This is a genomic window from Flavobacterium sp. SP2 (assembly GCF_057626655.1).
Genome location: NZ_JBVHBT010000008.1, coordinates 88,714 through 108,522, shown reverse-complemented (window position 1 = coordinate 108,522; position 19,809 = coordinate 88,714). Strand labels below are relative to the sequence as shown.

At 30.5% G+C, this 19,809-nt stretch carries 19 protein-coding genes and 1 other RNA gene; 8 read left to right on the top strand and 12 right to left on the bottom strand.

The window, feature by feature from the left end:
• The first annotated feature begins 625 nt into the window (after nt 1-625).
• The 5 genes from ACZ098_RS14950 (at nt 626) to ACZ098_RS14930 (ending at nt 5,340) form a co-directional block, all read left to right on the top strand.
• Nucleotides 626-1,105, top strand: coding sequence for a hypothetical protein (locus ACZ098_RS14950; protein ID WP_487312570.1), 480 nt, complete (start codon nt 626-628; stop codon nt 1,103-1,105).
• Nucleotides 1,105-1,497, top strand: coding sequence for a hypothetical protein (locus tag ACZ098_RS14945; protein WP_487312569.1), 393 nt, complete (start codon nt 1,105-1,107; stop codon nt 1,495-1,497). The genes ACZ098_RS14950 and ACZ098_RS14945 overlap by 1 nt, the downstream gene beginning before the upstream one ends.
• Nucleotides 1,498-1,633: 136 nt before the next feature.
• Nucleotides 1,634-2,122 (top strand): hypothetical protein, encoded by a 489-nt coding sequence (locus ACZ098_RS14940; protein ID WP_487312568.1) that lies wholly within the window; start codon nt 1,634-1,636, stop codon nt 2,120-2,122.
• Between the two features lie 329 nt (nt 2,123-2,451).
• The gene (locus ACZ098_RS14935) at nt 2,452-3,171 is read left to right on the top strand and encodes a hypothetical protein (protein WP_487312567.1); all 720 of its coding nucleotides are present in this window, start codon (nt 2,452-2,454) and stop codon (nt 3,169-3,171) included.
• A gap of 759 nt (nt 3,172-3,930) precedes the next feature.
• On the top strand, nt 3,931-5,340 hold the full coding sequence (locus ACZ098_RS14930) for a TlpA family protein disulfide reductase (protein ID WP_487312566.1): 1,410 nt from the start codon (nt 3,931-3,933) through the stop codon (nt 5,338-5,340).
• A 262-nt stretch (nt 5,341-5,602) separates the two neighbouring features.
• Here the strand turns inward: ACZ098_RS14930 and fsa are convergent, their stop codons facing one another.
• The 9 genes from fsa to ffs form a co-directional block, all read right to left on the bottom strand.
• The gene (gene fsa, locus ACZ098_RS14925; RefSeq protein ID WP_487312565.1) at nt 5,603-6,259 is read right to left on the bottom strand and encodes a fructose-6-phosphate aldolase; all 657 of its coding nucleotides are present in this window, start codon (nt 6,257-6,259) and stop codon (nt 5,603-5,605) included.
• A 149-nt stretch (nt 6,260-6,408) separates the two neighbouring features.
• Nucleotides 6,409-7,212, bottom strand: a complete 804-nt coding sequence (locus tag ACZ098_RS14920; protein WP_487312564.1) for an SDR family oxidoreductase — start codon at nt 7,210-7,212, stop codon at nt 6,409-6,411.
• Nucleotides 7,213-7,293: 81 nt separating this feature from the next.
• On the bottom strand, nt 7,294-8,292 hold the full coding sequence (locus tag ACZ098_RS14915; RefSeq protein WP_487312563.1) for an enolase C-terminal domain-like protein: 999 nt from the start codon (nt 8,290-8,292) through the stop codon (nt 7,294-7,296).
• An 87-nt stretch (nt 8,293-8,379) separates the two neighbouring features.
• Nucleotides 8,380-8,646 (bottom strand): hypothetical protein, encoded by a 267-nt coding sequence (locus ACZ098_RS14910; protein ID WP_487312562.1) that lies wholly within the window; start codon nt 8,644-8,646, stop codon nt 8,380-8,382.
• A gap of 104 nt (nt 8,647-8,750) precedes the next feature.
• Nucleotides 8,751-9,029 carry a response regulator gene (locus ACZ098_RS14905; protein WP_487312610.1) on the bottom strand — a complete coding sequence of 93 codons (279 nt, stop codon included), beginning with the start codon at nt 9,027-9,029 and terminating at the stop codon, nt 8,751-8,753.
• Between the two features lie 155 nt (nt 9,030-9,184).
• Entirely contained in the window at nt 9,185-11,134 is a 1,950-nt protein-coding gene (locus tag ACZ098_RS14900) for an ATP-binding protein (RefSeq protein ID WP_487312561.1), read from the bottom strand.
• Nucleotides 11,135-11,140: 6 nt separating this feature from the next.
• Entirely contained in the window at nt 11,141-11,707 is a 567-nt protein-coding gene (locus ACZ098_RS14895; RefSeq protein ID WP_487312560.1) for a helix-turn-helix domain-containing protein, read from the bottom strand.
• A gap of 75 nt (nt 11,708-11,782) precedes the next feature.
• Nucleotides 11,783-12,136 (bottom strand): cupin domain-containing protein, encoded by a 354-nt coding sequence (locus ACZ098_RS14890; protein WP_487312559.1) that lies wholly within the window; start codon nt 12,134-12,136, stop codon nt 11,783-11,785.
• Between the two features lie 364 nt (nt 12,137-12,500).
• Nucleotides 12,501-12,598: signal recognition particle sRNA small type (gene ffs / locus ACZ098_RS14885), an RNA gene on the bottom strand.
• Nucleotides 12,599-12,684: 86 nt separating this feature from the next.
• Here ffs and ACZ098_RS14880 point away from each other — a divergent pair.
• A complete protein-coding gene (locus ACZ098_RS14880; RefSeq protein ID WP_487312558.1) occupies nt 12,685-13,749 on the top strand; it encodes a glutaminyl-peptide cyclotransferase in 1,065 nt (354 codons plus the stop codon).
• Nucleotides 13,750-13,797: 48 nt separating this feature from the next.
• Here the strand turns inward: ACZ098_RS14880 and ACZ098_RS14875 are convergent, their stop codons facing one another.
• Together ACZ098_RS14875 and ACZ098_RS14870 are read right to left on the bottom strand one after the other, a co-directional pair.
• On the bottom strand, nt 13,798-14,388 hold the full coding sequence (locus tag ACZ098_RS14875; RefSeq protein WP_487312557.1) for a hypothetical protein: 591 nt from the start codon (nt 14,386-14,388) through the stop codon (nt 13,798-13,800).
• A 120-nt stretch (nt 14,389-14,508) separates the two neighbouring features.
• Nucleotides 14,509-15,234 carry a bacteriorhodopsin-like gene (locus ACZ098_RS14870; protein ID WP_487312556.1) on the bottom strand — a complete coding sequence of 242 codons (726 nt, stop codon included), beginning with the start codon at nt 15,232-15,234 and terminating at the stop codon, nt 14,509-14,511.
• A 113-nt stretch (nt 15,235-15,347) separates the two neighbouring features.
• On the opposite strand from ACZ098_RS14870, the gene ACZ098_RS14865 reads away from it, so the two are divergent.
• Nucleotides 15,348-16,238 carry a Brp/Blh family beta-carotene 15,15'-dioxygenase gene (locus ACZ098_RS14865; RefSeq protein ID WP_487312555.1) on the top strand — a complete coding sequence of 297 codons (891 nt, stop codon included), beginning with the start codon at nt 15,348-15,350 and terminating at the stop codon, nt 16,236-16,238.
• Between the two features lie 42 nt (nt 16,239-16,280).
• Here the strand turns inward: ACZ098_RS14865 and dnaK are convergent, their stop codons facing one another.
• Nucleotides 16,281-18,158: a molecular chaperone DnaK gene (gene dnaK, locus ACZ098_RS14860; protein WP_487312554.1), complete on the bottom strand. Its 1,878-nt coding sequence runs from the start codon at nt 18,156-18,158 to the stop codon at nt 16,281-16,283.
• A gap of 325 nt (nt 18,159-18,483) precedes the next feature.
• Here dnaK and ACZ098_RS14855 point away from each other — a divergent pair, with 325 nt between their 5' ends.
• Complete coding sequence (locus ACZ098_RS14855; RefSeq protein WP_487312553.1) at nt 18,484-19,731, top strand: NAD(P)/FAD-dependent oxidoreductase; 1,248 nt, start codon at nt 18,484-18,486, stop codon at nt 19,729-19,731.
• Nucleotides 19,732-19,809 lie beyond the last annotated feature (78 nt).

Sequence of the window (19,809 nt, the reverse complement as noted above, 5' to 3'; positions counted from 1 at the left end):
AAGGTTGAAAATAGTGCACATAAAAACACTACTTTCTAGGTAGCAACTTCAAAAAAAATAGTACTTTGAATATTTTTAAAACATTTTAAGAATACTATTTGTAGTCCAATTCATATAAACAGTGTATTTTAACGATTTTTTTATACATTTAATAGATTTTATTTTTTTAATCAAAAAATTTAAAAATAAAATCTAAAAAACACTTTGTAGATAAAAAATTAATTCTATGTTTGTAATGATACTAGAGCAACAAAACAAATTTAAAATGTAAAAATTTTTGTAACCATTGGTAATTGTTCTAAAATTATGTCATTAAAATTTCATTGATAAACATAAAAAAATACTTTACAATTTTGAAAGTACATTTTTTTGCAATTTTAGACCAGCGTTTTCGGAAAATCGCTTGCAGACAAAAAAAGATCTAAGCAAGGAAATTGAAGCAACGGTTAGCTATCTAAATAGGTCAAATTGTTTGCAAAAAACACAAAATGCTTCTACACTTTTTGTGATTATTTTGTAGAATTTTGAAAATTACCTGAGGTTTTCAGAATTAGTTATCAGGTAAAAAATTAAATAATTCGTCATTTTTAAAAACAATTAAAAAATGACATAATACTTTCAAAATATGAAAAACTTATTTTTAAGCTTAATTTCAGTACTCACATTATCAATTACATCATGTGCACAAACAATTGGCATAATAGAAAAGAACAATTACAAAATCACTTGTGATACTGACGCCATTAAAAAAGAATGGGAGTTAGTACTGAATAATCAAAAAACGCCTGCAACATTAGTGAGCTTTGAAATCATAGCCGATAAACTCGATTCATCGAATGAAACATATTATTTACTATTAGCCAAAAACAGTGATAATAGTATAAAAATTGGCAGAAAACTTCAATTAATAAATAATGAATTTAGCTTCATTCCATTTAATAACAAAAAAGCAGGTTCAAGTGAAACAGTAACTTGTTCAGGTTGTCCAGATGGTTGCGATCTTAAATTAAAAGACGATGGAAATTGGAAATGTACAGCGTGTGTTGAAGGAAGTGGATGTACAAAAACTATTACTGCTAATGTACCTATACTTATCAATCATTAATGAGATTTTTAATATTAATTTTATTTCCATTTTGTGTATATTCACAATCAGATATTGACAAAGTACTCAAAGGTGGAGAAATAATAGTTAATGGATTATCATTTCTAAAAAAAGATAAATCCGAAGCTAAGGAAGCTAATTCTAAAATTATTGAAAGTGTTTGCATTAAAAACAAACTAACTGACAAAATTACTTTTAGTATTATTGGTAAAGATGCAGAAGATAATACTATTAAAAAGGAAATGGTTATTCAAAAAGACGGAAAAGAATGTGTTTTTGATATTCCAAAAGGCATTTATACATATGAAATACTATTAGCCAACAAAGACGTTTTCAAAAGAGGCGAATACAAATTCAATGAAGAAATAACCATAACGGTTAAACAAGAATAAACTAAAGCAGTTTTTGGATATGCCAAAAACTGCTTCTACACTTTTTGTGATTATTTTGTAGAATTTTGAAAATTACCTGAGGTTTTCAGAATTAGTTATCAGGTAAAAATTAAAAAAAGACATAAACCTTAACAGTATGAGAAAATTAATCTTCGGCATAATTGCAATTATTACAATTAGCTGTACAGGACATTCGCAAGTAACTCAAAAAGAAATTGGCAGTAACAAGAACGGTGTTTATTCAGTTACAATTGATAAAGAATATTTAAAAGAAGTTTTAGAAATACAACTTCGTAAAGACAAAAACGAAGCACAATTAACAAAATTTGAAATAAAAAAGGATGTAATTGAAAACACTGCAAAAGAATATTATATACTAGTAGCTCAGAATGATAGTGGAGATACTAAAATAGCTTTTGATTTAGAACTAAATTCAAATAATATATTTGTGGCTACATTTTCGTCGAGATTTATGATAGCATCTGGTACATGTACTTGTTCAGGAAGCTGTACGAAAGGTTGTGACCCAAAACACTGGATGGACAGTGAAGGTGATCTTAATTGGCGCTGTAGCGCATGTACTCAAACAGGCAAAACATGCAATAAATCGGTAACAGACCAATAAATTATTATTTCAAATGACTATAGTTGAAATTGTTTCAGATATCTTTTTTCATTCATTAATAATTATTTCAGTATATGAAAGATTAAAGTCACTCTATAATACAATTAAAGAGCATAAAGACAAGAATGATTTTAAAAAAATAATTGGAGAGGTTTTTATTTTATTTTTAGTAATAACTATTTCTGTTTTTTTATACAAATATTTTATATATAAATAAGAACGAGTTCAATCTTAAACTTATTAACTTTTTTCTCTACATACTCTTATTGTCAATACTATATATTAAAAAGTATTCAAATTTAATTTATAACCACTAAAAAACTAATCTTATGGCTTCATCATCAGAAGTTGGTCACAACAAAAACGTTGCTAATTTAACATCAGGCATTCAAATTTTACAAGAAATGGGAGCATTATATAATCCCACAAATTCTAATATCTTTCTGTCAAATTTAAATCCTATAAAAACAACACTTAACGGCACTATTACAATATTAAACGAGAAAAAACCAATCTATAAAAACGCAGTAGCCAATCGTGAAATCCTTATTTCACAATTAAGTAAAAGAATAACCAAATCACTTAACTTTTTTAAATCTTTAAACGTCTCAACAACAGATAAAGAAAATGTAGCAAGTCAAGTAAAAAAAATAAGAGGAGACAAAGCATCTAAAAAGATAAACCCAGACACTAGCGAAAGTGAAAGCATTTCAACCTCACAAATGAGCTATGATAGTAGGATCGCAAATCTTGATACTTTTATCAATCAAATTTCATCACATATAGAGTACGCACCAAATGAAATTGATATACAAATACCTTCGTTACAATCCTATCACCAAGATTTAACTGCATCAAGTAACTTAGTCAACTCTGCTGGTAATGCTCTAATAACTGCTCGAAAAGGCAGAAATGATGTTTTATATTATAATGAAGACAACGTAATTAAACTAATGCAAGAGGTTAAATCATATCTTAAATCTTTAGGTGATGAAGGTCTACCTTACTACAAAGCATTTGTAAAACTAAAATTTAAAGATATCAAATAGAAAAATAGAAAATAAGCAAAATCGGTCGCATCTTGCTTATTTTCTATTACTAATTACATTAATAAATAACTACATAACAATAGCATTACTAAGTTGCACATTAAGTAATCGCAAAAAAACTATGTAAGCTATATAGTTAACATTCATAAATCATCAACTAACTTTCAATTATGTAACATTAACTTTTAGTCATTTAAAAACAACAATTATCAACATCCATTTAACTTTTATTGATACGCAAATAACTTTTAAAATTCAATATATAACTTATACCCATCAATAAATAACAATAATACATCTAAAAATAGCGAAGGTGTAAGTTAGAAACATAAAATTAAATTATAAATAAAAAAATAAGAGTTCAAACATCACAGGTTTGAGGCTAATGCGGGTTTAAGGCTTAATTAAAGTTTGTTTTTGTATATTTGAAGTCAGAGCAAAACTACTATTGTTGGTTTACTTAATCCGCAACAGACATTAACCAAACTACACAAGATCTTCCCATAAAAACCTCCGCAAATGTCTCCTGACTTTGCGTTTTTTTTATTTATAAAATTAATTCTTTTAAAAAGTCGCCACAAATCTAAACCTAAGATAAAACTTCAGCATCGATTCTCAAGATTTGATTAGCAACGTATAAAATAAAACTAACTGTAATAACTTTTTTATAAGTACCAAAAACCACTAACAATACTTTAACGTGAACTTAACAAAATATTCAGTTCCATATAAATACATTTGTTTGTAATTGAATAATTAATGAAAACCGTACACTTTTTTACAACCTACATAGTTCCTGTTTTTATTTTAAGCCTTTTAAGTTCTTGTAATAAAGAATTTGCTAGCGATAATTATGTAGCTTATTTTGGAGGCGAGGTTACCAATCCTACCAATCCTTATGTGCTTTTTTGTAAGGATAACGTTGTTATTGATACAATTCCGTTAAACAAAAACAATACTTTTTTCAAAAAATTTGACTCCCTTGCTCCTGGATTATACACTTTCAAGCACGAGCCAGAATACCAATATGTATATTTTGACAAAAACGATAGTTTAAAAGTTAGCATTGACACCAAAGATTTTGACGAATCAATCGTATTTTGTGGTCGTGGCGATCGCAAAAACAACTATTTAATGGAAATGTACTTGCGTAACGAAAAGGACAAAAACAACATGTTTGTAGTTTTTGATTACGACTTCAAAAAATTCAATTCACATCTTGAAAAAACGAATGCAGCCAACAAAGCATTTTACAATAAAAAGAAAGAGGAAATAAAATGGAACGATGAGTTTGATGTTTATGCCAACGCCTTGTATGAGTTTCCTTATTATACCAAAAAAGAAATTTACCCTATAATTCATAAAATGCGTACCGGCAAAGATGTAATTGAACAATTGCCTGCAGATTATTATGATTTCAGAAAAAAAGTAGATTACAGTAACGAAGGATTGACTGATTTTTCGCCTTTTGTAATGTATCTAAATCACATGTTGAATAATGTTTCGGCAGTTAAATACCACAATCACTTTTCTCAAGTTGATTTGGAACTTAAAACAAATATCAACAAACTAAACATTGCCGATACTTTAATCAAAAACGAAAAAGTAAAAAATATTGTTCTCAACAACATTGCATTTCAATACTTGTTGGAAGATCAAAACATGGTGAACAACAAGGAGTTTTTAGAAATATATCATAAATTCTCTACGGATAAAAGCAAGAAAAATGAAATTCTAAAAATAGGAAATGCCATACAGTTGCTTACGCAAGGCAAAGAATTGCCAGAAGTAAAATTACAAGACACCGATGGCAAAATAATTTCATCCAACGACGTGATTAAAAAAAATACTGTTTTCTTTTTCTGGTCGGAGAAATCCAATTCACATTTTGTGCTTTCACATAAAAAAGTTTTGGCATTGCATGAAAAATATCCTAATTATGACTTTGTAGCCATTAATCTAGATAAATCTGCTGAACAATTTAAACGAATTTTATCCAATTATAATTTTAAAAATATTATTGAATTGCACTGTACCAATTTTGAAGATTTGAAAGCCAAATGGGCAATAACCAAAGTACATCGAACTATTGTTGTTAATTCCGACAAAACGATTAAAAATGGTTTTACTAATATGTTTGACGTGAATTTTGAAAAAGAACTACAGTAGGTTTTTAGGTTTCAATATTAAGTGAACAGATTGCAGTTTTCAGTTTTCAGTAAACGCTTGATCTGATTAAAAAAATTAATACTAAAAAAAGCGATTTTCTAAATTGAAAATCGCTTTTTTTTATTATCCAAAGTATTTATAATTGTAAAATAAATCAATAAACATTCTTTCAAATTCACACTGAATACTACATACGTTGAATACTGATTACTGATCACTAATTACTGAAATCTGCTCACTGAATACTGAAATCTGAAAACTATTATTTATTTCCTTTCTCGAAATCGGCAATAAACTGAGCCAATCCAATATCGGTTAAAGGATGTTTCAACAATCCTAAAATTGCAGAAAGTGGTCCAGTCATGACATCGGCACCAATTTTAGCGCAATTAACAATATGCATGGTATGACGCACAGAAGCTGCTAGAATTTGAGTTTCATAACCATAGTTATCGTAAATCTCTCTAATTTCCTGAATCAAGTTCAATCCGTCTGTAGAGATATCGTCTAGTCGTCCAATAAAAGGTGATACGAAAGTCGCACCAGCTTTAGCAGCTAATAACGCTTGACCAGCAGAAAATACTAAAGTAACATTGGTTTTTATTCCTTTATCAGAAAAATATTTACAAGCCATTACGCCTTCTTTAGTCATAGGTAGTTTTACCACAATTTGTTCGTGCAATTCGGCTAGTTCTTCACCTTCACGAATCATACCGTCGTAGTCAACCGCATTTACCTCAGCGCTTACTTCACCATCAGAAATGTTACAAATGTCAACATAATGTTTCAAAATGTTGTCTTTTCCTGTAATACCTTCTTTCGCCATCAATGACGGATTGGTAGTTACGCCATCAAGAACTCCAAGTGCTTGTGCTGCTTTGATTTCGTTTAAGTTGGCTGTGTCAATAAAAAATTTCATACTATATAATTAAAAGTTGTGTTTTATTATTTGATGTGCAAAACTACAAATTCCTTTTCAAAAATCAATTGCAAATTTCAACTTCAAAAAGTCAAATTTTGAGTTATGTATTACTTGATTTTTGAAGTTAACATTGACGTTGAATTTTGTCAAAGCTTATAATGATTCATCAATATGCGTTCGTATACTTTATCAGGAAGAATTCTTTTTAGAACAATAGAAAACTTTTGTAAAAACGCTCCGATTTTATAATGAATCTTGGGATTTGGTGTTTGGATGATTTTGTAAATAGCTTTGGCCATTTCTAATGGATTACTTCCAGAATCTACATGGTTATCAATTGTTTTCAAGGTATTTCCATACGGAATTTCGTATGCCGAACCTTTGATGAGTGGTGCATGAAAACGACCTGAAGCAATATTGGTAGCAAAATCACCTGGAGCAACATTTGTTATATGAATTCCAAACGCTTTAACTTCCATACGCAAGGCTTCGGTAATCAACTCTAATGCGCCTTTGGAAGCTGAGTAAATACCGCGATAAGGCAATCCCATGTATCCAGCAATCGAAGTAATATTGATAATCAAACCCGATTTTTGCGACCGCATTTGCGGTAAAACGGCTTTCATAACTTCAATTGGTCCAAAAAAATTGGTATCAAAGTGACTTTTAATTTCTTCAGCAGGAATCTCTTCGATTGGTCCAGTAATTCCAACTCCAGCGTTATTGATGACAACATCTATCCTACCCGACTTTTCACTAATTTGTGCAACGGCATTTTTTATGGTCTCGGGATTTCTAACGTCTAATGCAAGTAATGGGAAAACAGAAGTTGTAATTCTTTCAGGATTTCGGCTAGTTCCGTACACTATAAATCCTTTTTGATGTAAATATTCACCAACAGACTTTCCTATTCCTGATGAACCGCCAGTTATCAAAACAACTTTTTGCATTTTATTGATATAAATAATTCTACAACTGCTCTATTTTAAAAATCAATTGTATTTTGAGATTGTAAAGATAGAAAATACAATTTATATTACTTCAATTCCCAATCCAGGATTTTCTGAAAGTTGGATTTTTCCATTGTGAATTTTGGTACCAACAGCCAAATCATTTGCAATAAGATTGGCACCATCCAAATCGGCATAATCACAAAAAGGAGCCAAAACAGCTGCAGCCGAAATTCCTACTGTAGATTCGGTCATGCAACCTATCATAATTTGAAAATTCAATTTCTTGGCTTCCTGAATTAGTTGCAAAGCAGGAGTTAATCCGCCGCATTTGACCAATTTTATATTGATACTTTTATAATGTGGTTGCAACTTTTCTAATGAGGTTTTGTCTTGGCAATCTTCATCTGCCATCCAATTGGCAAATTTAGTAGTATTTAAAACTGCAAAGTTTTCATAACCAATTTTCATGGGTTGTTCTAAATAAGAAAATTTAGAAATTTGGTTTTCATTTTCCAACCACAAGCAATCTTCTTTGCTAAAACTTCCGTTGGAATCTAGAGCAATTTGATAATCCAATTCCGATAATTTTAAAATAGCTTCTTTATCAAAGTGATTGCATTTGACTTTAAATTTAGACCATTTCGATTTTTTGATTTTCTCGATTTGATTTTCTAATTTATCAACACTTATAGTAATTGATGATTCTGGTAAAAAGTTGGTGTTGATTGAATTCAGTTCGACAAAAGATTTAGTTTCAAGCTTTCCAAACAAATCCCAATAAGCACAATCTAATGCGGAACGAAGAAATGAATGTAGATTTATTCCAATCAAAAAATCATAAAATTCTATAGGCGATGTGATTTTATGCTTTTCAATTTCGTTTTTTATAAGCTTCAATTTGACTGTAAAATCATCCAAATTAATTGCATAGTAATCAATTGCTGTACATTCTCCGTAACCGGTTTTATTATTGTGTTGAAGCGAAACGATTAGTGCATCACGATGAGAATAATTTCCGTAAGCAATGGAAAATGTTTCCTTTAAATCAAACTTGATAATGCTCCAGCCTAAAATCATTTGCAACTTGTTTTCAACATTTTTTCAAAAGTACACTTTTAAATTATGTTGGTTTTTAGATTGTTCAAATAATTTAAACCTTTTGAATTATTTACAAACTGAAATTAGAGCCTGATTTAAGAAATTTTCTTTTTGTAAGTTAACGGCCATCATCATTTTACCGAAGGCTTTAAGATGATAATGCGATGCTTTTTCGTGATCACCGTTTTGATGCAATACCGTAGCTAAATTATTTAAATTGGATGCAGAAGTAAGATAATCGGCAATTTGATTGTGAAAATCTAATGCATTTTGAACCTCAGCAATGGAATATTGAGTAGCGAAATTAGTCGATATAGCATCAGTAACTGTCATTTTTTTATAATCTTAAAATAGCATTAATAGCTTACAAAGGTGTTGCTAATTAAAGTGCAAAGTATTACATCAAAACATTAAATCGTTACAACAATTGCATGTTGCTACATTCTATCCATATACCAATTGAGTTGGTTTTCAATTTTTTTAGAATGCAAAATTTTTGAAATTATCTGCTTTAGTCTAAAAAAGGCGGTTTCACTTTTTACTACATAATCGGTTGCTTTATGCTGCATACATTTTATTGCAACCTCAATTTTGTCTTGGCCTGAAAGCATGATTACTGGAATTTCTTGGTCGAATTTCTTAATTGCGTCTAAGGTTTGAAGTCCGTTCATGGCTGTTTTATCAGTTCCGTCAAGTTGATAATCTAAAATTACCAAATGCGGGTGAAGAAATAAATTTTGAACACACAATTCTCCTGTTAACTAGGTTTTTATTATAAAATCGGCACTGTCGTGAAACTCAATTTCTAGCAATATAAGAAAAATAGGATCATCATCTACCAAAAATAGTTTTATTCTTTCATCATTTTTCATCACGAAACTTTATTAAAATTTACCAATTCTTCTTCAAGTTCAAAGCACGCTTGAACACAGATGTTTTCTAATTGCAATACCATTTCAAGTATGGAATCTTCTTGAAATTGTTTAGAAGCATAATCCTGAATTTTTTTTGCCATTTCCTCAAAGTTTTTAGATATACCAACAATTGAAAAGGAAGGAATCATTTTATGCACCGTTTCTTGAAGTGTATGCCAATCTTTATCTTCAAAACTTTTCTTCATTTCTGAAATTAAAACGGGAGTTTGCTGCAGGTATAGCGAAATCATTTCGGATATCAAAACTGGATTGGATTTCGTGCATCGCATGAGATAATTCAAATCAATGCATCTCGCCTTTTTCATTTCAACTATAGCTTCATTGTTTATTTTTTCTAAAATTTTTACAATTTTGCTATACAAGACACTTTCATTGATGGGTTTAGAAATATAATCATTCATTCCAGCTGCTTTACATTTTTTTAAATCTACTGAGGTAACATCGGCAGTCAAAGCAATAATTGGTATTGTAGATCTCATTTCTTCACGAATGTACTGAGTAGCTTCAAAACCGTTCATAACAGGCATGTGCAAATCCATTAAGATAATATCGAAACTGATACTTTGCATTTTATCTATGGCTATTTTTCCATTTGAAGCAATCTCGATACTAAATCCAAAATCTTCAAGTAATGTTTTAATCAATAATTGATTGAGTGCAATATCTTCTACAACCAAAACTTTAATGTTTTTTACATTGGTATTCAAGGCTATTGCATCTTCAAAAATTTCGGCATCTTGATTGTTTTTTTTAAATGATATTTTAAAACTAAATGTAGAACCCTCATTAATAACGCTTTCCGCTTTAATGGTTCCGTTTTGACCTTCAACAAGTTGTTTTGCAATTGCTAAACCTAAACCAGTACCTCCATAAATTCTTGATATACCTGAAGTTGCCTGATTAAAATTTTCGAAAATAAATTCGATTTTATCTTTTTCAATACCTATTCCGGTATCGCTTACAGCAAATTCTAAAGTGGCATCGTCATCGTTTTCATCTATTAAATTCACACTAATTGTTATTTTTCCTTGTGGTGTGAATTTTACCGCATTACTTATAAGATTTAATAATATTTGATGCAATCTAACTGGATCACCAAGTAAAACGCTCGGAATTTTAGTATCATATTGTTTGACAAGTTCGATATTCATTTCCTGAGTTTTAATTTCAAATAAATGAATCACCGCATCAATAGATTTCGACATCTTAAACGCTATATTTTCATAAATCATTTTCCCAGAATCGATCTTAGCCAAATCTAAAATATCATTTATAAGAACAATTAGGGAATCACCACTAATTTTTATTGCTTGCAAATATTCTCTTTGTTTACTGGTAATATTTGTTTTTAAGATGACCTTGGTAAAACCAATTATGGAGTTCATGGGTGTACGAATCTCATGACTCATATTTGATAAAAATTGTTGCTTAGATTTCATCGAATCTATTGCAATTCTTGTAGCATTTTCGGCTTTCTCCTGCTCTTCTTCAGCAATTCTTTTCGCTTCAATAAGTTCCTTAGCTATTTTTTTTTGATCGCTAACATCTCGTGCCACAATTACGGCGCCAAGAACATTTTCTTGAGCATCTTTGTAAACAGAACCATTAAAAAGGACTTCTGTAAACACATGATCTTTAATAGTTAAAGGATAGTCTTTTACAAAACCTTTTTCAAATACTACTTCATAAACAGCTTTGGCTTTTTGAGGATCGGTGAAATAAATAAAAAAATCGGTTCCAAGTAATTTCTCTCTAGAAACTCCTGTTACTTCGACAGCGGCTTTATTCATATCGGTAATTTTTCCATCATTACTTATGGTAAACAATGGATCCAAACTTGCTTCAATTAAGCTTCTCTCGTACAGTTTTTCGATTTTTTTTGTCATAGCTATTCAATTTCCGATTTCTTCAATAGGACGTCGTCGTTTATCTTTCAATTTTTTAAAATGCGAAGGAGAAAGTCCTGTAACTTTTTTAAACTGATTAGATAAATGTGCCACACTACTGTAGTTTAATAAATAGGATATTTCGGTTAAATTCATTTCGTCATACAAAAGCAATTCTTTAGCACGTTCAATTTTATGAATGATAATAAATTGTTGAATGGTTATGCCTTTTACTTCAGAAAAAATGTTAGACAAATACGTATAATCGTGCTTTAATTTCTCACTTATATAATCGGAATAATTGACTTTGGGCAACTCGTCGGTATAATGTACCATTTCTATGATGACATTTTTAATCTTTTCAATTAAAACTGCACGTTTATCATCCATTAACTCTAAACCCGATTGCAAAAGCGCCTTTTTTAATTCGAGTCGTTTTTGATCGGATAGGGTTTCCATAATTTCAATTTCGCCCAAATCAACCATAACAAAATGAAGTCCCATTTTTTTAAGTTCGTCCTTCACAACCATTTTGCAACGTGTGCTAACCATATATTTTATGTAGAGCTTCATAGTGCTATTGTTTTGTCATAAATAACTTATGGAGTAAAATATAATGTACTTTTGACTTCGTAATTTGTAAAGTTTTTATTCTTCATAACCATTTTTTATCACTGTAGCAATCATTTTAAACTGCTCGTTGGCATTAAATTGGTGCTTGGAATGAGCAGGAATAATGATTCCTTCTCCAAGTTTAAGTTTATAAACCTTTGTATTTATTATTATTTCGGCAACTCCATCTATAATTTGAATATAGGTATCAAATGCAGATGATTTTTCATCCAATTCTTCACCAGCATCAAAAGAAGTTACCGTAACATTTCCAGTTGTTTTTTTTATAATTGTGCGACTTACTACGGCATTGGGCATGTACTCGATTATTTGCACAATTATGTGAATTTTAGCTTTTTCTAATTCAGAATTGTCATTGTTTTTTTTCATTATTTTAAATAATAAGTTAGGAATGGATTAAATATTATGTTTAAACGAATGTTAAAAATCAATACTACAAACTTGAAACAACTTTAAGGGTATCAATTACACATCATTTTAAATTAGTTACATAAATCACTTGTTTTTATGATTTATTTCAACTAGAAAAAGGTTGTACAGAAGTGACAATCAGTTATTATTTAAGCTAATTGTAATAGATTAAAAACTAGGAAATAAACAATTTTCCTGAGAAGATGTTAGTAAAGATAGTGTAAAAGAAAATGGTAAAAAATTAGGAAGAGTATTTATATGAAAACTTTATAAACAAAAAAAATCTTCCAATATTGGAAGACTACTAATGCTATTTTATAAAAAATGGCAAGCGACCTACATCGCACCGCTCAACCACATACCTTTGCTATGTTCCCATCCTGGAGGATTCTGCAGGAGCTGGTCGTGTAGGACTTGCCGATGCAAAGATACAATCTTTTTATATTTTTGCAAGAAATTAGCAACATAATAAATACATTTGTAGTAATAAAATCAACATTAAAATAATGAAAAATTATAACCTATTAACATTCATTTTATTAGCAACTTTACTAAGCAGTTGTAATGAAACAAAAAAATATTTTAGCCTAAACGAAAATAAACTCGAAGCGCAATATAAACCAGAAGATGCTCTTTCGTTATCAATAATAAATAAAGAAAATAAAACAATTGATAGCGTTGTTTACCAAATAAACAATACCAAAATCGGATCGGTAAAAGGCGCAAGCGAATTGAAATTTGAATTCAAAAATCAAAAATTAGGATACCAAAATATTGTAGCATCAATTTTTTTTGAAGGTAAAACCGAAGTTGATTCTAGCAGAGTTGAACTTGTTTCTAGCGTGCAGCCAAAACTTCTTACTTACACCATTGTAAACACCTATCCGCACGACATAAAAGCGTACACACAAGGATTAGAATTTTACCGAGATACACTTTATGAAGGAACTGGAAATGGCGCAGGAAATGGAACTGGTTTAAGAGGAATTTCTAGTCTAAGGAAAACAGATTATAAAACTGGAAAGGTTTTCAAACAAGTAGAATTGGAAGAAAAATATTTTGGTGAAGGAATTACCATTTTAAACAATAAAGTGTATCAATTGACTTGGCTCAACAATGAAGGCTATGTTTACAACGCCGACACCTTTAAAAAAGAAAAAACGTTTCAATATTTCAAAAAAATTGAAGGTTGGGGTTTAACCAATGACGGACAAAACTTGTATCAATCTGATGGTTCGGAAAAAATATATAAATTAAATCCAAGCGAACTAAACGAAGTAGATTATATAAATGTTTATTCGTTGAAAGATAAAGTTAAAGAAATTAACGAACTCGAATGGATTGACGGCAAAATATATGGAAACATTTACGGAAAAGATGCCATTGCAGTTATCAATCCTAAAAATGGAAGTGTTGAAGCCATTATCGATTTATCTAAACTTGAAAAACTAATCACTAAACTTCCTGATACCGATGTTTTAAATGGAATTGCTTACAATCCTAAAACCAAAACTATTTTTGTTACCGGTAAAAACTGGGATAAGATGTTCGAAATTAAAATTAACAAATAAGCATAAAAAAACCGATAATTACTTATCGGTTTTTTTATGAATTATATCTTATTTCTTCTTTTTAGCATCAATATATTTAACAGCTTTGGCATCGTAAACCCATTTATTTTCTTGAGTTTTATTCTTTTGTACAATTGATCCATCTGGATTTAGAATAAATTCGAAACCTTCTCTTCTGACTTTTTCTTGTGTTTCACTAGCATTTTTTAGTTTGTCTAAAAAAACTTTTTCGACAATATTATTGGTAGTTTGATAGTTAGAAAAAACTTCGGTTTTGGTAGCAACTTCATAAACTCTTGAATAAATGGTTGTAATATTCTCGGTTTTCAAATCAGTTTTATTCAATGCTTTCTCAGTCCAATTTAGCAAATACAATGTCACACCATTGGCTTTGAAAGCGGTTAATTTGCAATCGGTTGGCGTAAATTTTGCATCAGCAGTTTTCACAACTATCGCATCTTTTGGTTTGTTGTTTTCGTTAATTGTTACTTGAAAATTTCCACCTTTAATTTCTGCAACCAAATTATCAACCTTGGCTAAGACAGGCGTAGTTTTAGTTGCTGTAGCTGCTTTCTTTTTCTGTCCGTAATTGGAAATGCTCAACAGAAGTACCAGCATTAAAATCAATCGTTTTTTCATTGCTTTTTTGAATTTATTAATAAGGTTCCAATATACAATTTTTATAAATTCAAAAATGTTAAATAAAAAAAACCGTTCGCTTACACAAACGGTTCAGAAATATTTCAAATAAAACAATTATTAATTTGAAGTAGATTTTACAGCTAAATTGTAAATAACTAATCCAAAACCAATTTTGTTAATGGCGTCAGCAATGTTGTAAGCAACGTCTACGCTACCGCTTCCTATCAAGTCGGTATACCAACCGTTAGTTCCCAACATATATCCTAAAGGATAAATTGCCCATCCAACTAATACAAACCAACATAAAATTTTGTGTGCCGCTAAAACATTTCCGCCAGCTGCTGCTGCTAATTTTGCAGCGCTACCTAACCAAATGTCGTACACAATTACAAAGTAAGCTAATCCTGAGATGAATCCCCATAATGCCGCGCTATCTGGGAATACAGCTTCACCTAAATAACCTGTAACCAACATTACTACAGATAAGAAAATCATTCTCCATAATAAATTAGTCTTTGCTCCAGCAACTTTTAAAATTAAATAAAACTCTAAACACATTAATGGAACTGTTAAAATCCAATCTACATATCTAAAAAATGTAGGTGATTCTTGGAATGCAGCCCAATAATCTCTCATGTAATAATAGTGAACTGCAGCAATGAACGTAATTAAACCCGAAACTAAAACTGATGTACGCCACTTTTTATCAAATTGATTTAATGATAAAAAGAAAAAAGCAGATGCGGCCATCATTGCCATACATCCAACAAAAAATGTAAAACCTACATAATCAGTAGGAAGCAACTTAGATACTGTTGCAGAAATGAACATAAAATTTGACATAATATAAAGATTTGATTAATAATGTTTAAACAAATTTAAAAAGTATTAAACAAAAAAAATAATTCTGTTTAACATTTTTTATTTATCTTTAAACAAAATAAAAACAAATTTAAATGACAAATACTAATAGATTCGGGATTGTACTAAGCTCTTTAGGCTTATGGATAAACTCGCATTTTTCTTCTGAGAATCAACAAATTATCGGATTTGTAATAATTTTCTTATTCGGAATTCTTCACGGCTCAAACGATATAGCTATTTTTAATAAAATTGATAACCCTAAATCGCGGCAATCTTTCCAAAAAATACTAATTTATTATATTTTGGTGGTGATTTTTGGAGCATTCTTATTTTACAGCATTCCTACAATAGCATTATTGCTATTTATACTTTTTAGCGGATACCATTTTGGAGAGCAACATTGGGGATTTTTAGAAAAAAATGGCAAAGAAAAAATGTTGATTCTTTTTCAAACCATTTATGGATTATTTTTATTTTCGATGTTGTTTTACTTTCATGAAATTGAAGTTAAAACAATAGTAAAAGCAATTATCCATAAAAATATAGATTATATAAATTTAGAATTGATTACTGTTATAATAGGTGTAACATTACTTTTAATCTCATTGTACATTAACCGAATACTACTTGACTTCAAAAATCATATTGTAATTAATCTTTTTTATCTTCTTGTATTTGCAATAGTTTTTAGGACAGCCGATTTAATTTGGGCTTTCGCAATTTACTTTGTAATATGGCACAGTATACCCTCAATTAAAGAGCAAATCAATTATTTGTATGGTGATTTCTCATTCAAAAATTTTGCAGCTTATTTTAAGTCTGCGTTTCCTTATTGGATACTTTCACTTATAGGTATTGCTGGTTTATATTTACTTTTTAAAGATGAGGAATTATTTAACGCCTTGTTTTTTTCTTTTCTTGCAGCCATTACCTTTCCGCATACTTTTATAATCATCAAAATGCAAAATAAAAAAACCGAGTAATTGCTTACTCGGTTTCTTCTTAGTATAATTTATTTGAAAAGATTATTTCACTTCTTCAAATTCTACGTCTTGTGTAGTATCGCCTTGAGCATCAGCTTGTGGTTGCGCTTGTCCAGCTTCACCTTGAGCATACATAGCTTCTGTAGCAGTTTTCCAAGCAGCGTTAACATTGTCTAAACCTTTTTGGATAGCTTCAACATCTTGCGATTGGTGTGCCATTCTTAATTCAGTTAATGCATATTCAATGCCTGTTTTGTGCTCGTCAGAAATTTTGTCTGCCAATTCTTTTAACTGAGATTCAGTTTGGAAAATCAAACTATCCGCTTCGTTAATTTTTTCAGCTCTTTCTCTTGCAATTTTATCCGCTCCAGCATTTGCTTCAGCATCTTTTTTCATTTTCTCGATTTCTTCAGCTGTTAAACCAGAAGAAGCTTCGATACGGATGTCGTGAGATTTTCCAGTTCCTTTATCAGTTGCAGAAACTTTGATGATACCATTAGCATCAATATCAAAAGTTACTTCAATTTGTGGAACTCCTCTTGGTGCTGGTGGAATACCATCCAAGTTGAAACGACCGATAGTTTTGTTATCAACAGCCATTGCTCTTGCACCTTGAAGAACGTGTAGTTCAACAGTTGGTTGAGAATCTGCAGCTGTAGAGAAAATTTGAGATTTTTTAGTAGGAATAGTTGTGTTTGACTCAATTAATGTAGTCATAACGCCACCCATAGTTTCAATTCCTAAAGATAAAGGTGTAACGTCAAGTAACAATACATCTTTTACATCTCCAGATAAAACTCCACCTTGAATAGCTGCTCCAATTGCAACAACTTCATCAGGATTAACTCCTTTAGATGCTTTTTTACCAAAGAATTTTTCAACTTCGTCAGCAATTCTTGGCATTCTTGTAGAACCTCCAACAAGGATAACTTCGTCAATATCAGATGTAGATAAACCTGCATCTTTCAACGCTTTAGCAACTGGTTCCATAGAACGTTTTACTAAAGAATCTGACAATTGCTCAAATTTAGCTCTAGATAATTTTTTAACTAAGTGTTTTGGTCCAGAAGCAGTAGCTGTTACGTAAGGTAAATTGATTTCAGTTTCCGCAGAAGATGATAATTCAATTTTAGCTTTTTCAGCAGCTTCTTTAATTCTTTGTAATGACATTGGATCTAATCTCAAGTCAATTCCTTCTTCAGATTTGAATTCATCTGCCAACCAGTCAATGATGGTTTGGTCAAAATCGTCTCCACCTAAGTGTGTATCACCATTTGTAGACAATACTTCGAAAACTCCATCTCCTAATTCAAGGATAGAAATATCAAAAGTACCACCACCTAAATCGTAAACAGCAATCTTTTGATCAGTTCCTTTTTTGTCTAATCCGTAAGCTAACGCCGCAGCAGTTGGCTCATTGATAATTCTCATTACTTTAAGACCAGCAATTTCTCCAGCTTCTTTCGTAGCTTGACGTTGCGCATCATTAAAGTAAGCAGGAACAGTAATAACTGCTTCTGTAACTGTTTGACCTAAATAGTCTTCAGCAGTTTTTTTCATTTTTTGAAGAGTCATTGCTGACAATTCTTGTGCTGTATATAAACGACCATCGATATCAACTCGTGGCGTATTGTTGTCACCTTTCACTACTGAATAAGGTACTCTTTTCGCTTCTTCTGTAGTTTCAGAAAAAGTATGTCCCATAAAACGTTTGATAGATGCAACCGTTTTAGTTGGGTTAGTCACAGCTTGTCTTTTAGCTGGATCACCCACTTTAATTTCGCCACCTTCAACAAATGCAATGATAGATGGTGTCGTTCTTTTTCCTTCTGAGTTAGGAATTACTACTGCTTCTTGTCCTTCCATTACAGAAACGCAAGAGTTCGTTGTACCTAAATCAATTCCAATAATTTTTCCCATTTTTATATTTAATTAATTTTAGAAAATTCAATTTTTAAACTTGTCTGTCAAAAAGCAATGATTGTGCCACAACAAAAAACGCAATAAATTGTCATAAATATAGCTAACTGACACAAATTCATATGACAAACTGACACGAAGTGATAAATTCTCATTTACAAAAAGTCCGATTCAAGTTATAAATAAGTACATAACTAATTCTATCTAAATTAAAATTCAACAAAATTAGTACTGAATATCCAATCAAGAAAAAATTAAAAACACGGTTTACATAGTTTAAGTTACAAAGATTATTTATTTTTGAACAATATTCAATTGCTTAAAAATGAAACCAACGATTACAATTATAGGTGCTGGAATTTCTGGATTGACTGCTGCAGTTTATTTGCACCAAAACGGATTTAATGTACAAATAGTAGAAGCTTCAGACCGAGCAGGCGGAAGAATAAAAACAGATCTTATTGACGGATTTCGATTGGATAAAGGTTTTCAAGTGTTACTAACAGAATATCCAGAATGCAAAGCGTTATTGAATTACGAAAAACTAAATTTAAAACGCTTTTTACCAGGCGCAACAGTACTTTATGACGGTGGTCAATTTGAAATTGCCGATCCTTTTCGTCGTCCATCGGCAACTTTTTCAACACTCTTCGCTCCTGTTGGTTCTATTAAAGACAAAATAAACACCTTGTTTTTAAAAAACAAATTAGTACAAATTACAATTCCCGAAATCTTTAATCAAAAAGAAGAAACAACACTGTCGCAATTATCAAAGTATGGTTTTAGTGACAAAATGATTAACCGATTCTACAAACCGTTTTTCTCAGGAATTTTTCTAGAAAATGAATTATCGACTTCCAACCGAATGTTCGATTTTGTAATGAAAATGTTTTCGCAAGGCGATGCAGCAATTCCAGAATTGGGAATGGAAGAAATTCCGAAACAATTGGTTGCACTTTTACCAAAAGATACGATAAAGTATAATGTAAGAGTCACTAACATTGATAATAATAGTATTGAAACTGAGAGTGGATTAACTTTTACATCTGATAAAATAATCATTGCAACTGAAGCGACAGGATTTGCCAAAAAATATTTACCAGAAACACAAACCCAATCACATCAGGTAACCAATGTATATTTTAAAGCAAATGAAGCTCCAACAAATAAAGCAGTTGTGATTTTAAACGCTTCTGAAAATAAAAAATGGGTGAATAATTTGTCGGTTATGACCAATTTATCTAGTAGTTACGCACCAAAAGGCAAGGTTTTACTATCTGTTTCTGTAAACGGACTTATAGACATTGAAGATGCAACTTTGGCTTCCAATATCAAAAATGAGCTAAAACAGTGGTTTGGAAATCAAGTTGAAAAGTGGGAATTGCTTACGATTTATAAAATTAATTATGCTTTGCCTAATATAAAATCTTTAAAAGATAACATGGCTGAAAACGATTTTAAAATCGATGAAAATTTATTTATTTGTGGCGATCATTTACTAAATGGTTCTATAAATGCAGCTATGAAATCTGGAAGAATAGTAGCAGAAAACATTATTAAGAACGTTGTATAAACTAAATTTTACAACATTCATTAGTAATTATGTAACTTTATTTGCCAGCTAAAACAGAACTTTGTGCAAACCAATTTT